The sequence below is a fragment of the Pannonibacter sp. I15F10I1 genome (assembly GCF_900185665.1).
Lineage (GTDB): Bacteria > Pseudomonadota > Alphaproteobacteria > Rhizobiales > Stappiaceae > Pannonibacter > Pannonibacter indicus.
On sequence record NZ_FYAN01000015.1, the window covers coordinates 70,925 to 94,102 of the forward strand.

19 protein-coding genes are annotated in these 23,178 nt (G+C 65.2%); 9 read left to right on the plus strand and 10 right to left on the minus strand.

What is annotated here, in order from left to right; all coding sequences use genetic code 11:
- The first annotated feature begins 232 nt into the window (after positions 1-232).
- Positions 233-493 (plus strand): type II toxin-antitoxin system ParD family antitoxin, encoded by a 261-nt coding sequence (locus tag IF10I1_RS11000; RefSeq protein ID WP_019965468.1) that lies wholly within the window; start codon positions 233-235, stop codon positions 491-493.
- A gap of 362 nt (positions 494-855) precedes the next feature.
- Here the strand turns inward: IF10I1_RS11000 and IF10I1_RS11005 are convergent, their stop codons facing one another.
- Positions 856-1,689: an ATP-binding cassette domain-containing protein gene (locus IF10I1_RS11005; protein WP_186424496.1), complete on the minus strand. Its 834-nt coding sequence runs from the start codon at positions 1,687-1,689 to the stop codon at positions 856-858.
- A gap of 137 nt (positions 1,690-1,826) precedes the next feature.
- On the opposite strand from IF10I1_RS11005, the gene IF10I1_RS11010 reads away from it, so the two are divergent.
- From IF10I1_RS11010 to IF10I1_RS11030, 5 genes are all read left to right on the plus strand, one after another.
- Positions 1,827-2,729, plus strand: a complete 903-nt coding sequence (locus tag IF10I1_RS11010) for an iron-siderophore ABC transporter substrate-binding protein (protein WP_186424497.1) — start codon at positions 1,827-1,829, stop codon at positions 2,727-2,729.
- Complete coding sequence (fhuB, locus tag IF10I1_RS11015; protein ID WP_186392299.1) at positions 2,726-4,783, plus strand: Fe(3+)-hydroxamate ABC transporter permease FhuB; 2,058 nt, start codon at positions 2,726-2,728, stop codon at positions 4,781-4,783. Before IF10I1_RS11010 ends, fhuB begins: the two co-directional genes overlap by 4 nt.
- A gap of 69 nt (positions 4,784-4,852) precedes the next feature.
- Positions 4,853-6,577: an ABC transporter ATP-binding protein gene (locus IF10I1_RS11020; RefSeq protein WP_186392300.1), complete on the plus strand. Its 1,725-nt coding sequence runs from the start codon at positions 4,853-4,855 to the stop codon at positions 6,575-6,577.
- A 74-nt stretch (positions 6,578-6,651) separates the two neighbouring features.
- Positions 6,652-7,536: an AraC family transcriptional regulator gene (locus tag IF10I1_RS11025; protein ID WP_186392301.1), complete on the plus strand. Its 885-nt coding sequence runs from the start codon at positions 6,652-6,654 to the stop codon at positions 7,534-7,536.
- 145 nt (positions 7,537-7,681) lie between these two features.
- Positions 7,682-9,811: a TonB-dependent siderophore receptor gene (locus tag IF10I1_RS11030; RefSeq protein WP_208977156.1), complete on the plus strand. Its 2,130-nt coding sequence runs from the start codon at positions 7,682-7,684 to the stop codon at positions 9,809-9,811.
- Positions 9,812-10,142: 331 nt separating this feature from the next.
- Here the strand turns inward: IF10I1_RS11030 and IF10I1_RS11035 are convergent, their stop codons facing one another.
- From IF10I1_RS11035 to IF10I1_RS11065, 7 genes are all read right to left on the minus strand, one after another.
- The gene (locus tag IF10I1_RS11035) at positions 10,143-11,669 is read right to left on the minus strand and encodes a multicopper oxidase family protein (protein WP_186424498.1); all 1,527 of its coding nucleotides are present in this window, start codon (positions 11,667-11,669) and stop codon (positions 10,143-10,145) included.
- Positions 11,670-11,731: 62 nt separating this feature from the next.
- The gene (locus IF10I1_RS11040; RefSeq protein WP_186392304.1) at positions 11,732-12,127 is read right to left on the minus strand and encodes a hypothetical protein; all 396 of its coding nucleotides are present in this window, start codon (positions 12,125-12,127) and stop codon (positions 11,732-11,734) included.
- 341 nt (positions 12,128-12,468) lie between these two features.
- On the minus strand, positions 12,469-13,485 hold the full coding sequence (locus tag IF10I1_RS11045; protein ID WP_099052182.1) for a cytochrome-c peroxidase: 1,017 nt from the start codon (positions 13,483-13,485) through the stop codon (positions 12,469-12,471).
- 129 nt (positions 13,486-13,614) lie between these two features.
- Positions 13,615-13,968, minus strand: a complete 354-nt coding sequence (locus tag IF10I1_RS11050) for a DUF5368 domain-containing protein (protein WP_186392305.1) — start codon at positions 13,966-13,968, stop codon at positions 13,615-13,617.
- Positions 13,969-13,981: 13 nt separating this feature from the next.
- Entirely contained in the window at positions 13,982-15,328 is a 1,347-nt protein-coding gene (locus tag IF10I1_RS11055) for an FAD/NAD(P)-binding oxidoreductase (protein WP_186392306.1), read from the minus strand.
- A 107-nt stretch (positions 15,329-15,435) separates the two neighbouring features.
- The gene (locus IF10I1_RS11060) at positions 15,436-16,413 is read right to left on the minus strand and encodes an SLAC1 anion channel family protein (RefSeq protein ID WP_186414974.1); all 978 of its coding nucleotides are present in this window, start codon (positions 16,411-16,413) and stop codon (positions 15,436-15,438) included.
- Between the two features lie 313 nt (positions 16,414-16,726).
- Positions 16,727-17,626 carry an AraC family transcriptional regulator gene (locus IF10I1_RS11065; protein ID WP_244293729.1) on the minus strand — a complete coding sequence of 300 codons (900 nt, stop codon included), beginning with the start codon at positions 17,624-17,626 and terminating at the stop codon, positions 16,727-16,729.
- A gap of 238 nt (positions 17,627-17,864) precedes the next feature.
- Here IF10I1_RS11065 and IF10I1_RS11070 point away from each other — a divergent pair, with 238 nt between their 5' ends.
- The 3 genes from IF10I1_RS11070 to IF10I1_RS11080 are packed head-to-tail and all read left to right on the plus strand — an operon-like array spanning position 17,865 to position 22,322.
- Entirely contained in the window at positions 17,865-19,919 is a 2,055-nt protein-coding gene (locus IF10I1_RS11070) for a TonB-dependent receptor (protein ID WP_208977157.1), read from the plus strand.
- A gap of 4 nt (positions 19,920-19,923) precedes the next feature.
- Positions 19,924-21,141: an MFS transporter gene (locus IF10I1_RS11075; RefSeq protein ID WP_186424499.1), complete on the plus strand. Its 1,218-nt coding sequence runs from the start codon at positions 19,924-19,926 to the stop codon at positions 21,139-21,141.
- Entirely contained in the window at positions 21,138-22,322 is a 1,185-nt protein-coding gene (locus IF10I1_RS11080; RefSeq protein WP_186415310.1) for an FAD-dependent monooxygenase, read from the plus strand. Before IF10I1_RS11075 ends, IF10I1_RS11080 begins: the two co-directional genes overlap by 4 nt.
- A gap of 14 nt (positions 22,323-22,336) precedes the next feature.
- Here IF10I1_RS11080 and IF10I1_RS11085 read toward each other — a convergent pair whose 3' ends face one another.
- Entirely contained in the window at positions 22,337-22,588 is a 252-nt protein-coding gene (locus IF10I1_RS11085) for a cytochrome C oxidase subunit IV family protein (protein WP_186415311.1), read from the minus strand.
- Positions 22,589-22,592: 4 nt separating this feature from the next.
- Positions 22,593-23,168: a cytochrome c oxidase subunit 3 gene (locus IF10I1_RS11090; RefSeq protein WP_186415312.1), complete on the minus strand. Its 576-nt coding sequence runs from the start codon at positions 23,166-23,168 to the stop codon at positions 22,593-22,595.
- Positions 23,169-23,178: the final 10 nt, after the last annotated feature.

A 23,178-nucleotide genomic window follows, 5' to 3' on the forward strand; every position in this document is an offset into this window, starting at 1 on the left:
AAAGCTTAGGCACTGAAGAAACTGGAGAAAACCAGTCTGTGCACAAACGCACAGTAGGCCCCTCCCCTGCCCGCTGTCCAGAGGAGAGACGGCGCGCAGCGCCGGATTTGCGCAAGCGCTTGAGCCGCTCGCGAAAGGGAAGGCTCTTCCAGAACTGGCACGAGGTGTTTCTAACAAGAATTGTTGGATCTTGTTATGCGTGGTAAAATGGCCGCAAAGGAAGGCTACACCCATGCGCACCCTGACCGTATCCCTCACCCCGCACCAGGCTGCGATGATGCAGGCGGCCGTTGACAGCGGCGGCTATGCTTCAAACAGCGAAATCGTCCGCGAAGCCCTGCGGTTGTGGGAGCAGCGGGAAGAGGTTCGCCAGCTGGAGCTGGCTCGCTTGAAACAGGCCTATGATGAAGGCATGGCGAGTGGTGAAGGCCGCCAGCTGGATGCCGGCGGGCTTCTGAACGAACTGAGAGCAGAAGCGCGCAAGCGTGGCTAGGGCGGTTTTCCGTCCCTCTCCCCCCTTGAGCTACTGCATGCACACATCGTGCAGAAAGACGTTCAGGGCTTTTGCAACAGGTGATAGCCGTTGTTTCAACGGCGCGGCCTATCTGTCCCCCTCCCCCTTGAGGGGAGGGGTGAGGGGTGGGGGTAACAGACTGAAAACACGGGGTATTTTCATTGAAAATACGTTGGATAGAGACGAGTGCCAGTCAAGCTGCGCTCCTGTGTGAAGACCCCCACCCCTACCCCCTCCCCTCAAGGGGGAGGGGAACCGAAAGGCCTTAGCCAGAGGCGCAAAACTTTGAAACGGCTTGCCTTTCCGGCATCAAAGCAACATCTGCGTGTCCGCCTTGATGCTCAGCGCACCAGGGCCACGGGATGGCCGGAGGCGGAGGCGGGCAGGACGTCCATGTCCACGTTGTAGATGCGCCGCAGCGCCTCGCTGGTCATGATGTCCGCCGGGCTGCCTTCAAGGATCTTCTGGCCCGAATGCAGCGCCACGATGTGATCGCAGAAGCGGGCGGCCATGTTGATGTCATGCAGCACGGTGATGGCCGTCAGCCCCTTGTCGCGCACCAGATCGCGGATCAGGCCCAGCACTTCCAGCTGGTGGCCGATGTCGAGGGCGGAAATCGGCTCGTCCAGCAGCAGGCAGTCCGCATCCTGCGCCACCATCATGGCGAGCCATGCGCGCTGACGCTCGCCGCCGGACAGCGTGTCCACCAGCCGGCCGGCGAAAGGCTCCATGCCGGTGCGGGCCAGCGCCTCTTCCACCTTGGCCCTGTCGGCGGCGCCAAAGCGGCCCAGGGCGCCATGCCAGGGATAGCGGCCAAGGGCCACCAGCTCGCGCACCAGCATGCCGGGGGCCACGGGCGTGTGCTGCGGCAGATAGGCGAGCTTGCGGGCAAAGGCGCGGGCGTTCCAGCGGCTCAAGGCCTCGCCCTGAAAGCGGATGGTGCCGCCGGCAGCCTCCTGCTGGCGGCCGAGCAGCTTCAGCAGCGTGGACTTGCCCGAGCCGTTGTGCCCGATGAGCGCGATGGATTTGCCCGCCGGAAGGTCCAGATCCAGCGGCTGCAACAGAACCTTGCCCCCCAGACGGAAACTCACGCCCTCCAGTGAAAAGGCGGGAGCCAGCGAAAGATCGCGGGAGGGCGGGGCGTCAGCCCGGAGGGCGCTGGCGGACATGGACATGAAACCCGGATTCCGTTACTGGTCAAACTGGAGTTATGTTTTCATGTTTCGCGGATCGGGGCGGAAAGGTCAAGCGGCGGTGCCTGCCGGTGCGCTCCACCCGCCTGCCATCACGCTGTTTGATACTGGTTTGTCCCATGAAAAGAACGGCTACGAGGCTTTGCAGCCGGCGCAGCGTCCTTGCGGGCGCTGCGTGGCTTCTGGCTGCCCGACCGCTGCGTGCCCTTGCGGCGGCGGCAGTGCCGCGCGTGGCTTGCGTGGACTGGGCCATGCTGGAAACCGCCATGGCACTGGGGGTGACGCCTGTGGCGGCAACGGAGCTGCTGCAGTTCCGCAGATCGGCGGTGGAGCCGGTGATCCCGGAGAGGGTGGCGGACCTTGGCCTGCGCGGCGCGCCCAATCTCGAGCTGCTGTATCTGCAAAGGCCGGAGCTGATCCTCTCCTCCCCCTTTTATGCCAGCCAGCAGGCGGCGCTGGAGGCCATTGCGCCGGTGCTTTCGCTGCCGTTCTATCTGCCGGGCGAGCCGCCTTTCGCAAAGGCGCTGGCGGCGGTGGAGCAAGTGGCCGCCCGGCTGGGCGTGCCGGACCAGGGGCGCACGGTGCTGGCGGAGGCTGACGCCCGGCTTGAGGGGTACCGTCAGCGCCTCGCCCGCTTTGCAGACCGTCCGTTCCATCTCATCAACATCGGCGATGCCCGTCACTTCCGGGCCTTCGGGGCGGACAGCATGTTCGGCGATGTGCTGCAGCGCCTCGGCCTTGAGAACGCCTGGACGGACCAGTCCCGCTTCAGCTTTGCCGCGCCCGTGCCGCTGGAAATGCTGGCGGCCCGTTCGCAGGCGCGCATCGTCATCGTCTCGGAAGTGCCCGTGGAGGCGCGCGGCGGCTTTGAGGGCAGCATGATCTGGAAGATGCTGGAACCGGTGCGTGAAGACCGGGTGATCCGGCTGGCAAACATCAACCCTTATGGCGGCATCACCGCAGGCCTGCGCTTTGCCCGGCTGCTGACGCAGGCTCTTGAAGCGGGGGGAGAGCCAGCATGAGCGCGGTGCATGTCCCCTCCCCTTCTCCGGCAAGCACCCTCCGCCGCCCTGCCCTGCCCTGCCTTTTGCTCTGGCTGGGGCTCGCGGCTGCGGCCTGTCTGTTCTTCGCCACGGGCACGCTCTCGCGCCTGCCGCTGGCCGGGTGGCCCGATCCCTTCAGCGCCCCGCAATCCATGAGCATGGATCAGCTGATCTTCGTTCATGCGCTGCTGCCGCGTGCGGCTGTGGCCCTGCTGGCCGGGGCGGCGCTGGGGCTGGCGGGGGCCCTGCTGCAAGCCGTCCTGCGCAACCCCATCGCGGATGCCTTCACCCTCGGCATTGCCGCCGGGGCGCAGCTGGCCATTGTCGCGGCAACGCTGCTGTTTCCCGCCTTCCTCGATGGCAACCGCCAGCTGACCGCCTTCCTCGGGGCGGGCCTCGCGGCTGCAATGGTCTTCGGGCTCGGCGCGCGCCAGCGGTTCGAGCCGGTGACCATGGTGGTGGCAGGCATGCTGATCGCCATCCTGTGCAGCGGGCTTGCGGCGGCGCTCACCCTGTCGCGGGGCGAATATCTGATGTCGCTGGCCATCTGGAACGGCGGCTCGCTCAGCCAGCAGGACTGGGGCCCTGCCCTCTGGCTGGCGGGGCAGCTTGCCCTTTATGGCGCGCTGGCGGCGCTGGCCATCCGTCCGCTGGGGATGCTGGATCTGGGGGATACGTCTGCCCGGTCGCTCGGCGTCAATCTGGGCCTTGTCCGCCTGCTGGTGGCGCTGATTGCGGTTGGCCTGTCGGCTATGGTGGCGGCGGCGGTGGGTCTGGTTGGTTTTGTGGGGCTTGCGGCCCCTGCCCTCGTCCGCGCTGCCGGCATCCGCCGCCGTGCTGCCGTGCTGGCGGCCTCGCCGCTGATGGGCGCGCTGCTGCTGTGGCTGTGCGACGGCATGGTGCAGACGCTGGCGGTGACGGGCGGTGACACGTTCCCTACGGGTTCTGTCGTTGCCCTGCTCGGCGGGCCGCTGATCCTGTTTCTGCTGGTCCGCATGCGCCACACCAGCCTTGCCAGCGGCATGACGGCCGGTCACGCACCTGCGGCCAGCACCCTTCGCTCTCCTTTGGCCTTCCTGCTGGTCTGCGGCGGGCTGATCGCCTTTGCGGTCCTGTCCCTGTTCCTTGCCAGAACGGGGCCAAACTGGACGGGGCCAAACTGGACCGGACAAGCCTGGATCTGGCTCGATCCTGCCAGTTTTACTGAACTCCTTCCCTTTCGCCTGCCGCGCATGGCGGCGGCGGCTGCGGCGGGCGGGCTGTTGGCGCTGAGCGGGGCGATCCTGCAACGGATGACGGGCAATCCCATGGCAAGTCCGGAGGTGCTGGGCGTCAGCGGCGGTGCGGGCACCGGCTATGCGCTGTCGCTCCTGCTGCTGCCTGCGGCGGGGCCGTGGCAGCTTCTGGGCGGGTCTCTGGCCGGGGCAATGGTGGCCTTGCTGATGGTGCTGGCCTTTGCCCTGCGGCGCAATCTGGCGCCCGAGCGCCTGCTGCTGGCGGGCATTGCCGTCAGCGCCTTCTGTTCGGCGCTGCTGGCCGCCCTTGTTGCCACGGGAAACCCCAAGGCCTGGCAGATCCTTGCCTGGCTCGGCGGCACGGCCGCTTCCGCCACGCCTGAAACGGCGGCGGCGCTCATCCTGTGCCTTGCGCTTGCCCTCGGTGCCAGCCTGCTGGCCTCGCGCTGGCTCACCATCCTGCCGCTCGGGCAGGCGGTGCCCCTGTCGCTGGGCCTGCCGCTGCGCGCCAGCCGGGGCGTGCTGATCCTTGTGGCGGCGCTGGCAACGGCGGCGGCTTCGCTGCTGGTGGGGCCTCTGAGCTTTGCCGGGCTCATCGCTCCGCAGATCGTCAGCCGGGCGGGCATCCGCCGCACGCCCGGTTTTCTCGCCGGATCGGCCCTGCTGGGCGCTGCGCTCATGGCCATGGCCGATTTTGGCGCCCGCACGGCCGCCTTTCCCTATGAACTGCCGTTAGGGCTGTTTGCATCCATGGCCGGAACCCCGTACTTGATCTGGCTGATGGCCCGAAAGACATGAGACGCTGGATGGCCCTGCCCTTCCCCCCGCCTTCCCTTCCACTGCGCCTTCCTTTCCTGAAGAGCTTCCATGACCAAGACCGATCTGATCCGGCGCTTTGCCGCCTATTACAAGCCGCACAAGGGCCTTTTCGCGCTGGATTTCGGCAGCGCCGTTGCGTCCGGCATGCTGGAGCTGGCCTTCCCGCTGGCCGTGACGCTGTTCATCGATCAGCTGCTGCCGACAGGCCAGCTCGGCCTCATCGCGCTGGCGGTTCTGGGGCTGATGGCGATCTATTTCTTCAACGCGGGGCTTCAGGTCATCGTCACCTACTGGGGCCACATGCTGGGCATCGCCATCGAGACGGAGATGCGGCGCAAGGCCTTTGATCACTTGCAGAAACTCTCCTTCGGCTATTTCGACAATCAGAAGACCGGCCATCTCGTCGCCCGGCTGACCAAGGATCTGGAGGAAATCGGTGAGGTGGCTCACCATGGCCCGGAAGATCTGTTCATCGCCCTGATGACGCTGATCGGCGCCTTCTTCCTGATGCTGCATGTGCACACCGAACTGGCGCTGATCACCGGCGTTGTCGTGCCGGTCACCGCCTGGGTGACGACCCACTACGGCAGCCGTATGACCTCCACCTGGCACGCGCTCTATGGCCGGGTGGCGGATTTCAACGCCCGCATCGAGGAGAATGTCGGCGGCATCCGCGTGGTGCAGGCCTTTGCCAACGAGGACCACGAGCGCGCCCTCTTTGCCGACAGCAACATCCGCTACCGGGACACGAAGCTTGCCGCCTACAAGGTGATGGCCGCCTCCATGTCGCTGTCCTACCTGTCCATGCGCTTCGTGCAGGTGGTGGTGATGCTGGCGGGCTCCTGGTACGTGGTGCGCGGGGACCTGAGCGCGGGCGGCTTTGTCGGCTTCCTGCTGCTCGTCAACGTCTTCTTCCGCCCGGTGGACAAGATCAACTCCGTGATCGAGACCTATCCGAAGGGCATCGCCGGCTTTCAGCGCTATCTCTCCTTCCTGGCGGTGAAGCCGGACATTGCCGACCGCCCCGGCGCCCGTGCCGTGGGGCGGTTGGACGGGGACATCAGCTACACGGATGTGCGTTTTGGTTACAAGGCGGATGCGCCGCTGCTCAACGGGGTGTCCTTCTCGATCAGGGCGGGCGAAACGGTGGCCTTTGTCGGCTCATCCGGCGCCGGCAAGACGACCATCTGCTCCCTGCTGCCGCGCTTCTATGATGTGACCGGGGGTGCCATTTCCATCGACGGCACCGATATCCGCGATCTGACGCTGAAGTCCCTGCGCTCCAACATCGGCATCGTGCAGCAGGACGTGTTCCTCTTTGCCGGAACCATCCGCGAGAACATCGCCTATGGCCGCCTTGGCGCCAGTGAAGCCGATATCCGCGAGGCGGTGCGCCGGGCAAGGCTGGACGAGCTGGTGGAAAGCCTGCCCGACGGCCTTGATACGGTGATCGGCGAGCGCGGGGTGAAACTGTCCGGCGGGCAGAAGCAGCGGCTCGCCATCGCGCGGATCTTCCTCAAGAACCCGCCAATCCTCATCCTTGACGAGGCGACCTCCGCCCTCGACACGGAGACGGAAAAGGCGATCCAGCAGTCGCTGGCCGAGCTGTCCACCGGCCGCACCACGCTGATCATCGCCCACCGCCTGGCCACCATCGCAGGCGCGGACCGGGTTTTCGTGGTGGAACAGGGCCGCATTGTCGAGGAAGGCAGCGAGGCGGAACTGCTGGCCCGCGAAGGTAGCCGCTACGCCCAGCTGCGTCTGGCGCAGTGAAATCCACAGAATCTTGACTTTTATATTCAGCTTTTATAAGGAGAAGGCTGTATTTTCATCGCAAGGCTGCGGACATGACCTTTCACCCGAACATGGAAAGCCATGTGGAGGGCGTTTCGCCCGTGGATGGCCTGCGCTGGCGGGCCTGGTCCGGCATGCTGGCCGATGTGTGGGATGTGGAGTGCCGGGCCGGGGCGCATGGGCAATATGTCTCCCCTGCCCCGCGCCTGTTCGTCATGCTGGAGACGGAGAGTGATGCGGCCATCGACCTGATGGTGCATCCGCAGGCGCCGCAGCGCATGACCTTCGACCGGCGCAATCCCATGTGTTTCATCCCCGCCGGACTGCCGGTCTGGTCCTCCATGGGCACGCTCGGGCACCTGCGCCATCTCGACATTCACCTCGATGTGCCGGCCCTTGCCAGCCGCTTTGGCAGCCGGTTCGATTTGGCTGCCCTCAATGCCGCCAGCTTTTCCTTCCATGACGAGCGCGTGCTGGCGCTGGCCCGCCTCATCGCGCTGGAATGCTGCGAGCCGGGGGATCTGGACGCGCTTTATGCGGACAGTCTGGCGGCGGCGCTTCTGACCGCTCTTGGCAAGGTCAGCCGCGAGCCGGAAAATCCCGCCTCCGGCCTTGCTCCCCGCCGCCTCAACCGGGTGCTGGACCATATGTCCCGGAACTGCAGCCGCAATCTTTCCCTTGCCGAACTGGCCGCCGTGGCGGGGCTTTCCACCTCGCATTTTGCGCAGGCCTTCAAGGTGTCCATGGGCATGCCGCCGCACCGCTGGCAGATGGCGCAGCGGATCGAACGGGTGAAGGCGCTGCTGGAAGAGGGGCATGTCAGCGTGACGGACGCGGCACTGGCAGCAGGCTTTGCCGACCAGTCGCATCTGACCCGCGCCTTCCGCCGCTTTGAAGGCACGACGCCCGGCGCATGGCTGCGCCAGCGGCTGGGATAATCCATCTTTGCCGGAATTTCGTTCAAGCGATCACAAGATCGGACAATCGCGGCCCGAAAACATGGTCTAGAAACTCATGTTTAGTGGGCTGCGGGGGCGGATGTCCTGCGCGGCGGTGTGTTTGCCGTTAGGAAAAGATAATATGATGCGGGGCGTTTTCCGGGCCAGTCTGCTTGCTGGCGTTGCTGTGACTGCACTTTCCCCTTCCCAGCTGGCTGCCCAGGAGGCGGACGCCAGGGCGACGCAGCTGGCGCCGGTGGTGATCGAAGGCGAAGCGGGCACGGATCAGGACACCAAAGACTACGTCGCCCGCTCGGTTTCCGCTGGCACCAAGACGGATACGCCGCTGACCGAAGTGCCCCAGTCCGTCTCGGTGGTGGGCCGGGAAGAGATCGAGGTGCGCGGCGCACAGAAGACGGATGAGGCCCTGCGCTACACGGCCGGTGTCTTCGCCCAGCCCTATGGCGCGGACAGCGACACGGACTGGATCTTCATCCGCGGCTTCGATGCGACCCAGACCGGTGCTTATCTCGACGGCATGCCGCTGTTCTTCGAAGGCTATGGCTCCACCCTGGTGGACCCTTACACGCTGGAGCGGATCGAGGTGCTGAAGGGCGCAGCCTCCGTGCTCTATGGCGGCTCCAACCCCGGCGGCCTCGTCAATTACGTGTCGAAACTGCCCACGGGCGAGCGCATCCGCCGGGCCGAGGCGGGCTACAGCAGCTCAGGCAAGGGCTCGGGCTATTCGGCCTTTGATATCGGCGATGCCTTCAACGACCGGTTCGACTACCGCCTCGCGGCCCGGTTTGAAGGCGGCAAGGACTCGGACAAGTTCGACCCGGATTTCAAGGGCGTGATCTCGCCAAGCCTGCGCATCAACATGACCGATGCAACGCGCCTGACGATCCTGGCCAATTACACCGCCGTTGACGAGCGCCACATCCCCGGCACCTGGCTGCCCTATGAGGGCACCGTCACCGAAGCCGCCTTCGGCCGGATCAGCCGGGACTTCAACGCCAGTGAACCGGATTACGACTATTACACCCGCACGCAGGGCTATGTGGGCTATGAGCTGGAGCATGATTTCGGTTCTGGCTGGAGCTTCAGCCAGAAGGCCCGCTACACCCATGTGAATGTGGGCGAGCAGCAGGTGCTGGGCTACGGCTACTATGCAGCGCCGGGCTATCTCGGGCGCGGGGCCTTCAAGCAGAACACCAGCATGGATCAGTTCGTTGCCGACACCAGCGTGAAGGGTGAATTCGGCACCGGCCCGCTGGCGCACAAGGTTCTGCTTGGCACCGATTACCGCATCTACACCAGCCGTTCCGCTGTCGCCTTCGGATCGGCCGGTTCCATCAGTGTGCTCAATCCGGTCTATGGCCTCGCCGCCCCCAGCGCCACGCTGCCGGCGGAAAGCACGCTGGAGCAGCAGCAGGCCGGCTTCTACCTGCAGGACCAGATCCGCTTCGGCGGCGGCTGGATCGTCACGCTCAATGGCCGCTATGACAAGCTGTGGACGGACAACAAGGGCACGCAGAGCCGGGACGGCGCCGCATCGGGCCGGGCGGGCATTGCCTATGAAACCGGCTTCGGCCTGACGCCCTATGTCAGCGTTGCCACCTTCTTCAATCCGCAGCTCGGCACCACCTTCGGCGGTGACGCCTTCAAGCCTGAGACCGGCACGCAATATGAGGCGGGCCTCAAGTATCAGCCGGGCTTCATGAATGTGCTCTTCACCGCCTCCATCTTCGATCTGACGCGCCAGAACGTGCAGACCGCCGACCCGGTGAACGCCTGGCAATATGTCCAGACCGGCGAAGTGCGCTCGCGCGGCATCGAGCTGGAAGCCAAGGGCGAGATCGCCCGCAACCTCAGGGCCACCCTCGCCTTCACGGCCTATGATCTGGAGATCACGAAGGACAACACCGCCGCCAACGTGGGCAAGGTGCCGCTGGCCGCGCCCGAGGTGCAGGGCTCGTTCTGGCTCGATTACGGCTTTGACGAGCGCTTCTTCAACGGCGCGCTGGATGGCCTGTCCATCGGCGGCGGCCTACGCTATGTGGGCGAGACCTTCGCCGACAATGCCAATCTCTACAAGGTGCCTGCCGTCACCCTCGCGGATGCCCGCATCGGCTACAGGCGCGACAACTGGGGGCTGGATCTCAACGCCACCAACCTCTTCGACAAGCGTTATGTGTCCGCCTGCAACACCGCCGCCTATTGCTACTACGGCGAGGGCCGCACCCTGAAACTGCGGCTCCACACCACCTGGTAAGGGCGGCAAAAATACGCGGATCAGAACGGCGGCATCGAAGGGTGTCGCCTTTTTTATTGAATGATAGCAAAGCAGGCATTCTTCACTTTCGTTATGACGCGGCTTGCCTCGGTTATTTGCAAATCATTGATTTATATGAACCATCTGTACAAGTCACGAGAGTGACGATGGAAATGCAGCCCAGAGTTTTCGCAGTTGCGAAGTCCTTGTAACAAGGTCTTAGATGGCGGCGCATCACGCTCCGAAGGGCTCAGCGTCGCACGGAATCGAGTGAACTTCGCAATTGCGAAGTTTTGGGGGAGAGGATGCCCCTCCCCCTCCCCCTGCCGCTTCAGGCGCGGACCTGAAACTCCGTCATCATGCCGGTCACCAGATGCGGCATGTGGTGGCAGTGGAGCATCCAGCTGGCCGCCTCGCCTGCATCCAGCGCCACCGTCACCATCGCCATGGGCGGCACATAGACCGTGTCGCGCAGCGCGCCCGCAAGGGGCTGGCTGTTGATGGCCACCACCTGGAACACGTGCCCATGCAGATGCATCGGGTGGCCCATCATCGACATGTTGTGGAAGGTGATTTCCACCCTCTCCCCGCTGACGGCCTCCAGCGGCTGATGCTGGCCCCAGACGGCGCCATTGATGGTCCAGACATAGGGCTGCATGGTGCCGCCCAGCATCACCATCATCTGCCGGTCCGCCGGGCGCTGCGGCAAGGGGCTGGCGGCGCGCAGGCGGCTCTCCTGCGAAAGGTCCGTGTCGAAGGCGGGTGCCGGGGTTTCCGTCATATCCGGAAGCTTGCTGATGCGGGCACCTGCCGTGGCAAGGATCAGCCCCGTCTGTTCCCGCGCGCCCTCCCGCCGGGCCAGAACGGGCCAGTTGCCTGTGGCTGCGGGCAGATCCAGCTCGATGTCGAGGCGCTGGCCCATGGCAATGCCGAAGCGGCTGCCCGCCAGCGGCGCCACCGGATCACCGTCCACGGCGGTGAGCCGCCCGGCCAGCGCGCCGGTTTCGATCCAGAACACGGTGGCGGCTGCGGCATTGATGATGCGCAGGCGTATCCGTCCGCCCTTTTCCACCTGCACCACCTGCGGGTCGTCCAGCGTCCGGTCATTGGCGAGATAGGCGTCCCAGTCATGGTCGTTGAGGTCCATGCCCGCCATCTGCGCGCCGGACATGTCCATTCCGCCCTGCCCGTTTGCAGCAGCGTGCCCGGCGTGGGCGCCGTGCGCTGCGTGGCCCGCCGGGGCCGCGCCATGGCTGCCGTGCCCGCCTCCGTGCGCATCCCCATGCCCGCCGCCATGTCCCGCGCCGATGGCGGCCATCACGTCTTCCGGGCTCTGGAAGGAAAAGTCATGCAACAGCATCACCACGTCCTGCCGGTCTTCCTGCATCTCAGCCGCGCTGCGCACGATCAGCGGCGCGGCCAGAAGCTGCATCTCCTGAAAGGGAATGTGGCTGTGCATCCAGAAGGTGCCCGTGCGCGGGGCAAAGTCATAGGCGCGGCTCTCGCCCGGCCGCAGCGCGGGCAGCGGCATGTCCGGCACGCCGTCCTGTTCGTTGGGCGGGATCTGGCCGTGCCAGTGGATCAGGGTCGGCTCGTCCAGCCCGTTGGTCAGGCTCACCTGAAACCGCTGGCCGGCGTCCAGCGTCAGGCCGGGGCCGGAAGGGCCCTCCAGCCCGAGCACCGTGGCGGCACGGCCCTTCACCTCCAGCGTGCGTTTGACCGCGCGCAAGGGCAGGGGGCTTCCGGTGGCTTTCGTGGCAGCGGTTTGTGTGGCCGCAAGGATCGGGCTGGCAGGCAGCATTGCATAGGCCGCAAGGGCGGCTCCGCCCTGCAGCAGGGCGCGTCTTGTCGTGATCATGAGTATCTCTCCACGGGATGCGTGACATCCCTTATGTTGAATGGTCGGCAGTTCCGGCCGGTTCAGGCGGAGAGAGCGCGGGGCGGCTGCAGCGGCGGCGCGGCGCCGGTGGGGGAGGGGAGACGCACGGAGGTGCCCTCATGCGTTTGCACGGGCGCAGAGGGCAGGGCGGCAGGCTGGGCCGGAAGGGCGAAGGAGGCGAGCAGAAGGCAAATGCTGGCGCAGGCGGCAAGGCTGGCCGGGTCATCAACGGCGGCTTCCGCTGCGCCGTGATGCGGGCCCGCGTGTCCTGCCTGCGCATGGTCCATGGCGGCCATGGCCATCCGGTGATGCTGACCCATCTGGTGGCCCGTGTTCTGGCCCGTGTTCAGGCCTGCATTCTGGCCATCCTGCGCCATGCCATGGGCCAGCGCCACCAGCGGCGAAAGCACCAGTGCGGCAGCAAGAAGCAGGTTCATCACCAAGCGCAGCATGACAGCACGATAGGACAGGGGCGGGGGCAAAGTCCAGCACTCGGGCCTTCACGATGCCGTGGACCGTGCCGTGCCATCCGGAGCCCTGCAGGGAAAAAACTCAAGGCGTCCGGCGGGTCTGGCACCTCAAACTGCTGACAAACCTTCGGCCTCTCCATCGTCATCCTCGGCCTTGTGCCGAGGATCTATACAAATCAAAGGCTTGTAGATGGCCGGGACAAGCCCGGCCATGACGAAAGAGGAGAACTCTTGCTTTGTCATCGCCTCAAGGCGCCCGGCGGGCCGGGCGCCTTCTGTTCGCAAGAGGATGGTTAATCAACCGTTAATCAGCGGATCTCGGTCACCGGCCGCGGCGTTGCTGCCGTTTCGGCCGGAAGGATCGGGACCGTTATCACGGGCTGCTTGCCGGTCAGGCTGTCGAGGAAGGCGACGAGCTGCGCCGTTTCTTCCGGCTTCAGCGCTTCGCCGAGCTGGCTTTCGGCCATGATCTCGACGGCGACCGACAGATCCCAAACCTTGCCCGAATGGAAGTAGGGCGCGGTCAGGGCAATGTTGCGCAGCGGCGAGGCGCGGAAGACATATTCATCGCCCACCGTCTCGGTCACGGCAAAGCGGCCCTTGTCGCCGGGGGGCAGGATTTCCGAACCCGGCTTCTCGATCAGGCCGAAGGGATAGTAGCCGTGTCCGCCCACATTGACCCCCGAATGGCAGGCCGAGCAGCCCTTGTCGATGAAGAGCTCCAGCCCGGCCCTGGCTTCCTGCGTCAGGGCGTTGTCATCGCCGTTCAGCCAGGCATCAAAGGGGGCAGGGGTGATCAGCGTCGCTTCAAAGGCCTCGATGGCCTTGGCCATATTGTCGAAGCTGACAGCATCCGCATCGCCGGGGAAGGCGGCCTTGAACTGGCTGACATAGGCAGGCATGGAATTCAGCGTCGCCACCACCTGATCGGGGGTGTTGGCCATTTCGACACCGGCCTGGATCGGCCCCTTGGCCTGTGCGGCCAGATCTTCCGCGCGGCCATCCCAGAACTGGGCCTCGTTGAGCACCGCATTCAGCACGGTGGGGGAGTTGCGCGGGCCCTTCTGCCAGCCGTGGCCGACCGAGGTCTCCATGTTGTCATCGCCGCCCGTTGCCAGATTGTGGCAGGAGTAGCAGGAGAAGACCCCCGAAGCCGACAGGCGCGGATCAAAGAACAGCGCCTTGCCGAGTTCGATCTTCTCCGGCGTGACGATATTGTCTTTCAGCGCCGGAATGGTGGAGGGCAGGGGCTTGAAGATTTCCAGTGCCGTCTGCCGCAGGTCATCGGCATAAGCAGCGCCGGACAGCAGCACCATGGCGAGCATGGCGGCGGGTAAACTACGCGTCATCGTTATTCTCCGCAGTTTGGAACCCCTCCAGAAACAGGCTACGTTGACGCTACGCAGTCCTGTTTGACCTCGGTCAATTCTGGAGCGATTCCAAACCGTTTTCCGTCACCGCGCGCCTTCGCCCCGGATCAGCGACTGGGCGGTGTAGACGAGAATGGCCGCGCCGACGGCGCCGAGCACGGCAACGCCGAGCAGGACGATGATATCCACCGGGCCGCCCATGTCGCGCATGTGCGAGCTGGTGACGCCCAGCACGAACCAGACCGCCGCCACCGCGCCGAAGGGCATGGAAACCTGTGCCCAGAGGAACTTGCGCATGGAGAGCGCCCGGTCCCGGATCAGCACATAGAGATAGGCGGCGGTGATGAGGCCGGCCACGATGACCATCACCCAGAACAGGCCGCGGCCGAAGATTTCCTCGAAAACGGCGAGGAGCGTTTCAAACGGCAGTTCCTTCATGATGTCTCCTCCCTCAGGCCTTGCCGCGCAGCATGGCGTTATAGGTTGCCTTCAGCGCCACTTCCTTCATCAGCCAGCTGATCCACAGCTCCTCCAGCGGCGCGATCAGGCCGGGGAAGGAGGGAACCAGATTGTCGCGGTAGTCGAATTCCACCAGCATGGCCCGGCCAACACGGGTGATCAGCGGGCAGGAGGTGTAGCCGTCGTAGGTGGCGGTGCCTTCCTTGCCGGAAATGGCGGCGACGAGATGGTCCTCCACCACGGGCGTCTGCCATTTCACGGAAGCCGCCGTCTTGCCTTTCGGCACGCCGGCGACGTCACCGAGGGCGAAGATCTCGGGAAAACGCAGGTGGCGCAGGGTCTTCTGGTCGCATTCCACCCAGCCCTGATCCGTCCACTTGTCAGGCCAGGACAGGCCGGAGGAGCGGATGAACTGCGGCGCTCGCTGCGGCGGGATCACATGCAGGTAGTCGTAGGGCATCTCATGCTGCGAGGTGACATTTTCTCCCGTTGCCGGGTCCTTCGCGGTGACGGCAAAGGTGGCCAGCTTGCGGCCCGGGTCCACCTTCTTCAGCACATGGCTGTGATGGGTCTTGATGCCCCGCTCGCCAAAGAGCATGCGCACCTTTTCCGAGACGATGGGCACGGAGAAAAGCGCGTTGTTATGGGCGGCATAGTGGATTTCATACTTGCCGCGGCCCGCACCGCGGCTGGCGATGTCGTCGATCAGGAACGTGTGCTTCAGCGGTGCGCCGGCGCATTTCATTTCCGTCGCCGGACGGGTGAAGAGGCCGATGCCGCCCTTCTCGGTAAAGGTGGAGGCGGCCGCCCAGGTGCGCGCCGCATAGTCCGGCCCGGCATAGAGCGCGCCGATGCCGTCCTTGCCGACCAGATCCAGCGAAAAGCCCTCGATGGCGTCGTGATCCAGCATCAGGCCGGGGGCGAGCACGAGGAAGTCATAGGCAACCGTCTGCCCGCCGGTGGTGGAGACCACCTTCGACAGCGGATCAACGGCAGCGGCCGTGTCCGTGATCACGGTGATGCCCTTCGGCAGCCAGTCGCTGGTGCGCGACAGGGTGTAGGAGGCGGGTTTCAGCCCGGCGGCGACGAGCGACAGGCCCGGCTGGTAGATGTGCTCGGCGCGGGCGTCGATGATGGTGATGCTGGCGCCGTTCAGCCGCTCCACCAGCCGGTTGGCGAGGGCCGTGCCCGCAGCCCCTGCACCGATGATGACGATGCGGGCCTTGGTGCTGACCGGCTGTGCCCTGCCGGGTGCTGCCAGAACGGCTGTGGCCCCGGCGGCACCCGCCAGCCCCATGAAGCTGCGGCGGCTCAGTGTGAAATGCTTGTTTTTGCTCATGTTCCCCCCTTTTTACCAAGGCGTCTGAGATGCAGGCGCATCACGCCTTGAAACTGCTCATACGCCGCACGGGCTTGTTCAGTCCGGACTTCCGCCCGGTATGAACCTCACTCAGGCACGCAGATGGTGCCGCTTCTGATTGCCCCTGCCGTCCTCCAGACAAGGCCAATGACCACCATGGTGAGCAGGGCCAGAAGCCCGGCACCGATGACTTTATGAGCCAGCGAAGTAACTGCGCCCGCATAGCCGAAGCTGGCAATCGCAAGGGCGGCCAGCGGAAAGGAAAGCGCCCACCAGGACAGGGCAAAGGGCATGTTGCGCAGCCTGCCGGCCTGCGTGGCGACCACGAGCGCAAAGACATAGGCAGAGCTCAGCAGGAAGTGGCCGAAATGGCCCGGCTCACCCGTCAGCCGCAGCCAGGCGGTGAAGGCAACGGCGGGCGGCGCGACGAGGATCATCAGCGTCGGCACCATCTTGCCGGGCAGGGGATCGTGGAACATCAGCCGGTTCATCACCAGCGTCAGCAGCACGATCCAGAAGATCAGCCCGCCGGAAAAGAACAGCCAGGACAGTTCCATGTAGCCGAGCCGGGCTCCGGCCAGCGGCACCACCACATTGCCCACTGCCGGAATGAACCAGGCGGGCGTCAGGGTCTGGTGCTGGAAGGGGCGGTGGCCGATCCAGGCGGAGACGACCGACAGCGCCAGCACGCCCTGCAGGGCCGTGGCGGGCAGCCAGATGGCCGTGGCGATGAGGGGGGCCGGCTCGGCAAGGGCAGCGGCGAGCAGCAGCAGCGAGATGGGAATGGCCGGAAAGAAGGCGATGCGCACCGGGTGGCGCCATTCGGCGGCCACATCGGCGCTATGGCGCAGCAGCTTTGCCCCATAGAACAGGCTGACAACCGCAAGCCCGGCGATGGACAGCGCCAGCAGCACGCCGGAGACCTGATGCGGCCAGCCGAAGGCGGCCTCTGCGGCGCGCCAGGCCAGCGTCAGGCCCATCATGCCCATGCCCGTGGCGAAAAAGGTGATGGGAAAATGCTCCAGCCGTGAATGCTTCACGCTGGCAACGGCAGTCTCGTCCATATCCGGCCCCTCTGTGCATAGGGCAGCCACGTGGAGGCGTCCCGATGCGAGGGGTAATAGTTTCGAATCTCCGAAACTAATTCAAGTCAGGTAAACTGCGAAGGTTTGCCGCAGGGCTAGAATTCAAGGGGCAGGACGATATCGAGATCCTGACTGCCGCCGGCGGGATCCCACGGGGCCGTGCGGTAGAACTCGTAGCCGCCGTTGCTGTCGGGTGCGAAGGCTCCTGAAACTGCGGCATGGGGTCATGAAACCCCCGCTGCGGGCATCGCCCATGCGCTCTTCTGCCTGGATCCGGAGGAGGTGTGAGGGTTCACCGTCCCGTATAGCGGCTGGGCAGGATGCCTTTTTCTTCCCGGAAGACCTTGCTGAAATGGCTGAGGTTTTCAAAGCCGGTGGCAAAGGCGGCATCGGTGACGCTCGCGCCCGAGGCGAGCAGCCCGGCGGCTGCGTCCAGCCGGGTGCGGCGCAGGAAGGCGTGAACGGACGTGCCGATGGCGATGCGGAAGCCTTCCTTCAGCCGCCGCTCGTTCAGCCCCGCCTCGCGCGCCAGCCGGGGAATGGTCCAGTCCTCGCTGTACTGGGTTTCGATCAGTAAGACGGCCTTGTCCAGCCGCCGCTTTTCATCATTCGTCAGGGGCCTGAGGGGGCGTTCCCCGGCCTGCTGGCGGGTCAGCGCGTCGAGGCCGATGCTCAGCGCCTCGATGGCCTTGCTGTAGAGATGCACCTGCCGGAGCTGTCCTTCCGGATAGCGGCAGCTGATCAGGGCGCTGGCGGCGGCCTGAAGCTCCGGCGGGGCCCTGAAGCCGATCAGGAACACGTCTTCATCCGGCAGGCTGTGATCGGTGATGACCGCGCCGCCAAGCCGGGCGAGCGAGAGGCCGCCCAGCTTTTCCAGCAAGGGTTTTTCCACGCGGATGTCGGCGATCTGCAGCCGCCGTCCGCCCAGCACATGGTTCTCGCCGCGCGTGACCCGGTCGCAGGCAAAGAAGACGGCCGTCCCCGGCGCGATGGCAAGCGGCCTTGCCCCGTCCACGGACAGGGTGCCTGCGCCATCCAGAAACACCGAGAGGGAAAAAGTGGCAGGCCCCTCAGGGTGGAACACGAGATCCCGCGGCGGCACCACGTCGATCATGTAGACCGTCACGTCATCTCCGGCCTGTTCCACCCGCGTGGCTTCCCGCCAGCCGAGAAGGTCAATCTCGGCATCCACAGTCTTTCTCCAGTTCCCCGCTGATGGGGCGGGGGAGATGCCGTCCTGTCGCGTCATGCCCGTGAATTCATGAGTGTCGTGCCGTCCATCCTGTGTGGGAGGGCTGTGGAAGTCCCGATTCCGTCAATGCCGGTCCTGAAAACGTTAGCCCGGCGCCTTAAAAGTGGAATAGGTAGCTCATGTTTTAGTTGGACGGGTCGAGGGGATCAAGATGCCGCGTTGCCAAAAATTGGCTCTCATGGGAACTGTGTGCCTGCAGGCACTGGCGCTTTCGCTGGATGGAAGCCTGGCACAGGAGGCTGCAACAGCCACGGAACTGGGCACTGAGCTGGCCACTGAGCTGGAACGGATCACCATTACCGCATCAAAACGCGAGCAGGAACTGGGCAAGGCCGACATGTCCGTCACGGCGGTGAGCGGTGAAGAGCTTGCGGCGCAAGGCATTGCCACGGTTGAAGACCTGCAAAAGGTGTTCCCGGGCGTTTCCACCGGCATGCGTGGCAACCGGGTCTATTCCAATGTCACCGTGCGCGGCATGTCCTCGCCGGATTACTTCAACCCGACGGTTCAGGTCTATATCGACGGCGTGCCGCAGCTGCCGTCGGTCTTCGCCCAGCCTTTGGGGGATGTGGAGCGGGTGGAGCTTCTGCGCGGCCCGCAGGGCACGCTCTACGGCGCCAATGCCTATGGCGGCGTCATCAACATCATCACCCGCAGGCCGGACAAGAACCGCTACTACATTCAGGGCAACATTTCCCCCAACGAGCCCGGCATGGAAGCCGGCGGCACGATTGCGGTGATCCCCGGTTCCCTGTTCCTGGATTTCGTTGCGAATTACAGCTATTTCGCCGGGGACATCGATAACGCCACCAGCGGCAAGGACAATGTGAACATTGCCGGTGAAGGCGGTGGCCGCGCCACCTTGCGCTATGCGCCCGAAGGCGGTGATTTCGACGGGCTGATTTCCTTTGCCAAGCAGAAGCTGCGCTCCCACGAAGAGCTGTATGTCTACCCCGGCAGCGTCAATTCCCGCACCTATGAAAGCGCGCTTTATGGATCGGTGCCGCTGCTGACACGGGATGTCACCACCCTGTCGGCGCAGGGTAACTACCATCTGGGGGACGTCACCCTCAGCAGCGTCTCCAGCTATCAGAAGAGCGACGTCACCCGGGATTTCGGCGCAGGCCCCGGCACGCGCTACTCCTGGCCGCAGGAAGAGGAGATGTTCTCGCAGGAACTCCGGCTGGCTTACGAAGGCGAGCGGTTCAGCGGCGTTGGCGGGCTCTGGTACAGCCACAATGATTTCATGGGCTGGAAGGATGCGATTTCACCTTGGTACGGCGATTCCACCAACAACGTGGTCAGTGACAGCTTTGCCGCCTTCGGGGAACTGACCTGGCATGCCACTAGCCGCCTCGACATCACCGGCGGCCTGCGCGCCACCCATGACCGCTCCGAAATCGACGCCTTCCGCGCTGACAGCTACAGCACCGGCATGGGCTTTGATTTCAACCGCAAGGCCAGTTTCTCCAGCGTGCAGCCGAAACTGGCGCTCGGCTACCAGTTCACGCCGGATCTGCGCGGCTTTGCCGTGGTCTCGCGCGGTTACAAGCCGGGCGGCTTCAACCACAGCATTTCCTCCACCATCGATGCGGCATCCTACAATCCGGAATCGGCGTGGAACTTCGAGGCCGGTGTCCGCTCCGATCTGCTGGATGGCCGGGCCAGCCTGGCCGCGTCCGTCTACCATATCCGCTCGTCCGACAAGCAGATCTATGTCGGGCAGATCGGCCAGCAGTTCATCCGAAATGTGGGCGAGGCGGAAAGCACCGGCATTGAACTGGAAGGCACATGGCGCGCCACAAACCGCCTGACGCTGACCGGCAACGCGGCTTTCGGAAAGTCCAAGTTCACGGACTTCACCGACCCCTACACCGGCACATCCTATGACGGCAACCGCATTCCCTATGCGCCCGATTTCTCCGGTCATCTTAACGTGGCCTTCCTGCTGAGCGACAGCATCTTCGGTGGTGCGCTGACGGCAAACGGGGCCGTACACGGCTTCTCGCAGAGCTATTTCGACGAGGCCAATGTTGCAGGGCAGGGGGCTTTTGCCACCTTTGATGCCAGCCTTTCCCTTGCCCGTGAGGACGGGTTCAGCGGCAGGCTCTATGTGCAGAACATTGCGGACACGAGCTTCAGAACCTCCGGCTACATCGGCTCCGGCGGCACCGAACTGGCGACGCTCGGCAAGGGCAGAACCTTCGGCCTGACCTTCCGCAAGGAATTCTGATCCCATGCAGGCCGCATCCTCTCTCTCCCTGCCGCGCGTGCTTGTTGCGGCAGGGGGGCTTTATACCGCCCAGAGCACCATTGGCGGCCTCACCTTTCTGGGCCTTCCGGCAGCCCTCAGGGCTTCCGGCATGGCGATGGAGCATATCGGCCTTCTGTCGCTGATCATGCTCATCTGGGCCTTCAAGTTCCTGTGGGCCGTGCCGGTGGAACGCTGGCGCATCCGTGCCGATGGGGGGCGCCGGACGGGCTTCACCGTGCTGGCCGGTCAACTGGTTGCGGCAGCGGCGGTGGCCGGGCTTGGCCTGCTCGCTGGCTATGGCTTGCCGGTGATGCTGGTGCTGCTGGCCGTCATGGCCTTTGCCTCTGCCACCATCGACACCGCCTGCGACGGCTTTCTCATCGAACGGGTACCCGAAGGCCGCAGGGGGCTGGGCAACATGGTGCAGGTGGGTGGCGGCTATCTCGGCATGGTGCTGGGCGGCAGCCTCTTCGTCTGGATCTATGCCGGATCCGGCTGGACGGTTGCGGCGGGCGTGATGGCGGCTCTGGTGCTGCTTCTGTCCGCGCCGCTGGCGCTGCTGCGCGAACCGCCGATTGCGGCAAGCAGGCGGGAGCGCGGTGGCCTGCTGGCTGCCCTGCGGCGGCGGGACATGCAGGCGGGCCTTGCCATGATCGTGGCTTTCGAGGCGGGCGGCCGCTTCGTGCAGGTGCTGGCCGGGCCCTATCTGGTGGATGCGGGACTGCCGCTTGAGCTGGTTGGCACCCTGACCGGCGCCGGCAGCGTTGCCGCCGGGCTTGCCGGCACCACGGGCGGCGGGCTTGCGGTGCAGAAGCTTGGCGCGCCCCGTGCGATGCAGCTTGTGGCGCTGGGGCAGATCCTTGTCATCGGGCTGCTGGCCCTCGCGGCGGCCATGAGCCCGGTCAGCCTCACGCTGCTCTCCGCTCTTTTCGTCCTGCAAATGGCGGTGATGGCGTCGGGCTTTGTGGTCAGCTACTCGCGCCTGATGGCCCTAGCCTCGCCGGATCAGCCGGGGGCGGATTTCTCACTCGTCCAGTCGGCCAGTGCGCTCACCGGTGCCGTAGCCGGCTTTTCCGGAGGCATGCTTGCCGGGCAGTTCGGCTTTCCGGTGGTTTTCGCCCTCGCTGCAGCCCTGGCGCTGCCGGTTCCTTTCATTCTCGCCCGTCTTGAAGGGGCAATCAGCGGAAAGTCCTCCTCATGACCAGACCTTTGGCGATCATTTCCGGGGCCGGTGTGGCCGGTCTTGCCGCGGCCTGGTGGCTGGACCGGGCGGGCTGGCGCACGCTGATCATCGAGCGGGCGGAGCACCTGCGCGGCAATGGCTACATGCTGGGCCTGTCCGGGCTGGGCTATGAAACCGCCTGCCGGATGGGCATCCATGACAGGCTGGCGGCAGAAGCTTACGAGATCAACGAGAATGTCTATCTCGACAGCCGCGGCCAGGAGATCCTGCGCCTGCGCTACCGGGATTTCCTCAAGGACCTGCCTTATCTGGCAGTGCGCCGCACCACCCTCGTCAAGGCGCTTCAGGATGTGCTGCCGGCCAGTGCCACCTTGCGCTTCTCGCGGCAGATTGCGGGCTTCGTGGATCACGGGGCCTCGGTCACGGTGACGCTGGACAACGGCGAGGAGCTGGCCTGCGATCTGCTGATCGGAGCCGATGGCGCGCGCTCTGCCCTGCGCCGCCAGCTTTTCGGGGCTGATGGGACATGTTTGCAGCCGCTCGGCTATTACTTCGCCGTCTATGACCTTGAGGCGCCGAAGGAGTTCGACACCGATTTCGTCTCCTATGCCGAGCCGGGCCATCTGGCGGAATATTATTCCCTCAACGATGGGCGCCTTGCGGCCATGCATGTCTGGCGCGATGCGGCGCCGGGGCTGGAGCGGCAGGCGGACAAGGCGGCCCTGCTTGCCACGGTCTGCGCGCAAAGCCATCCGAAGGTCCGTCATCTAACGGATCAGCTGCGCGTCTCCGGCGCGCGCCCGGTCATCGACAGCCTGACCATGATCGACCTGCCGCGCTGGTCCAGCGGGCGCGTGATGCTGCTGGGCGATGCAGCCCATTGCCTCACGCTTGTTTCGGGGCAGGGGGCTGGCATGGCGCTGGCTTCGGCGGAGATGCTGGCGGAGGCGCTGGCAGGCTCAGCTTCGGGCTCAGCTTCGGTGGAGGAGGCGCTGGCCCGCCACGAGGCCCGCCTGCGGCCCGTGATCACTCGCCTGCAAGCCCGCAGCCGCAAGATGGCGGCGGTCTTCATTCCCCAGAGCCGGTTTGCCTTCCACCTGCGCAACATCGTCATGCGCAACATGCCCAGATCCTGGCTCGGGCATTATTTCACCCGCGCGCTGCGCAGCGAGATCGAGCTGGCAAGGGGGTGCGGCTGAGGCCCCGGCAGCCCTCACAGCCCGTGACCGGCCATAACATGCAGGGCGAGGAGGAGGCAGAGGAGGAGGGCGAAGCCGCCGCCCAGCCCCACCTGCCAGCCGCGCCCGGCGTGGCGCAGCTCGGCGAAGACCAGCAGCACGGTCATGACCTTGACGAAGGTGAGCGCGAAGAGCAGCGGCGCGAGGCTGGCGGGCAGGGCGCTTGCGGGAAGTGACAGGGCGGTCAGCACCAGAAGTGCGGCCGCGCTGATGTGCAGGGCTCTCATCGCATCACCTCAGGATATAGACCGTGGGGAAGATCAGCAGCCACACGATGTCGGTGAAATGCCAGTAGCGGACAAAATCCGGCAGATGCTGCGCCTGTGACCGGGCAAAGGACACCAGCAGCAGCACCAGCCCGAGGATGACATGCAGGGCGTGGAAGCCGGTCAGCAGGTAGTAGATCTGCGCGAAACTCTCCTCATAGCTGAAGGCCTCAAGGCTCTGCGCATATTCGCCTGCCTTCAACACCAGAAACAGGCTGCCGAACCCTGTTGCCCCGGCGAGAAAGGGCCGGATGCTGCGGCCCAGGCGCTGGCGCTCCACCGCAATGGCCGCCAGCCAGCCGCTGAGGATGAGCGCAAAGGTCTCCATCAGCGCCGCAGTGCCGGAAAGCTGCGCCTGCCCGGCGAGAAAGGCCTCCCGGTTCAGCAGCTTTGCCACGCCAAAGCCGCCCAGCAGCAGGGCAAAGACCGCAACATCACCGAGGATGAAGATCCACATCAGCACGTTGCCGGGCAGGCCTTCGAGATCTTCCTGCTCCGGCTGGGCAGCGGTCGACGGGTGAGGCATCGGATGGGCTTTCATGTTCGCGCTC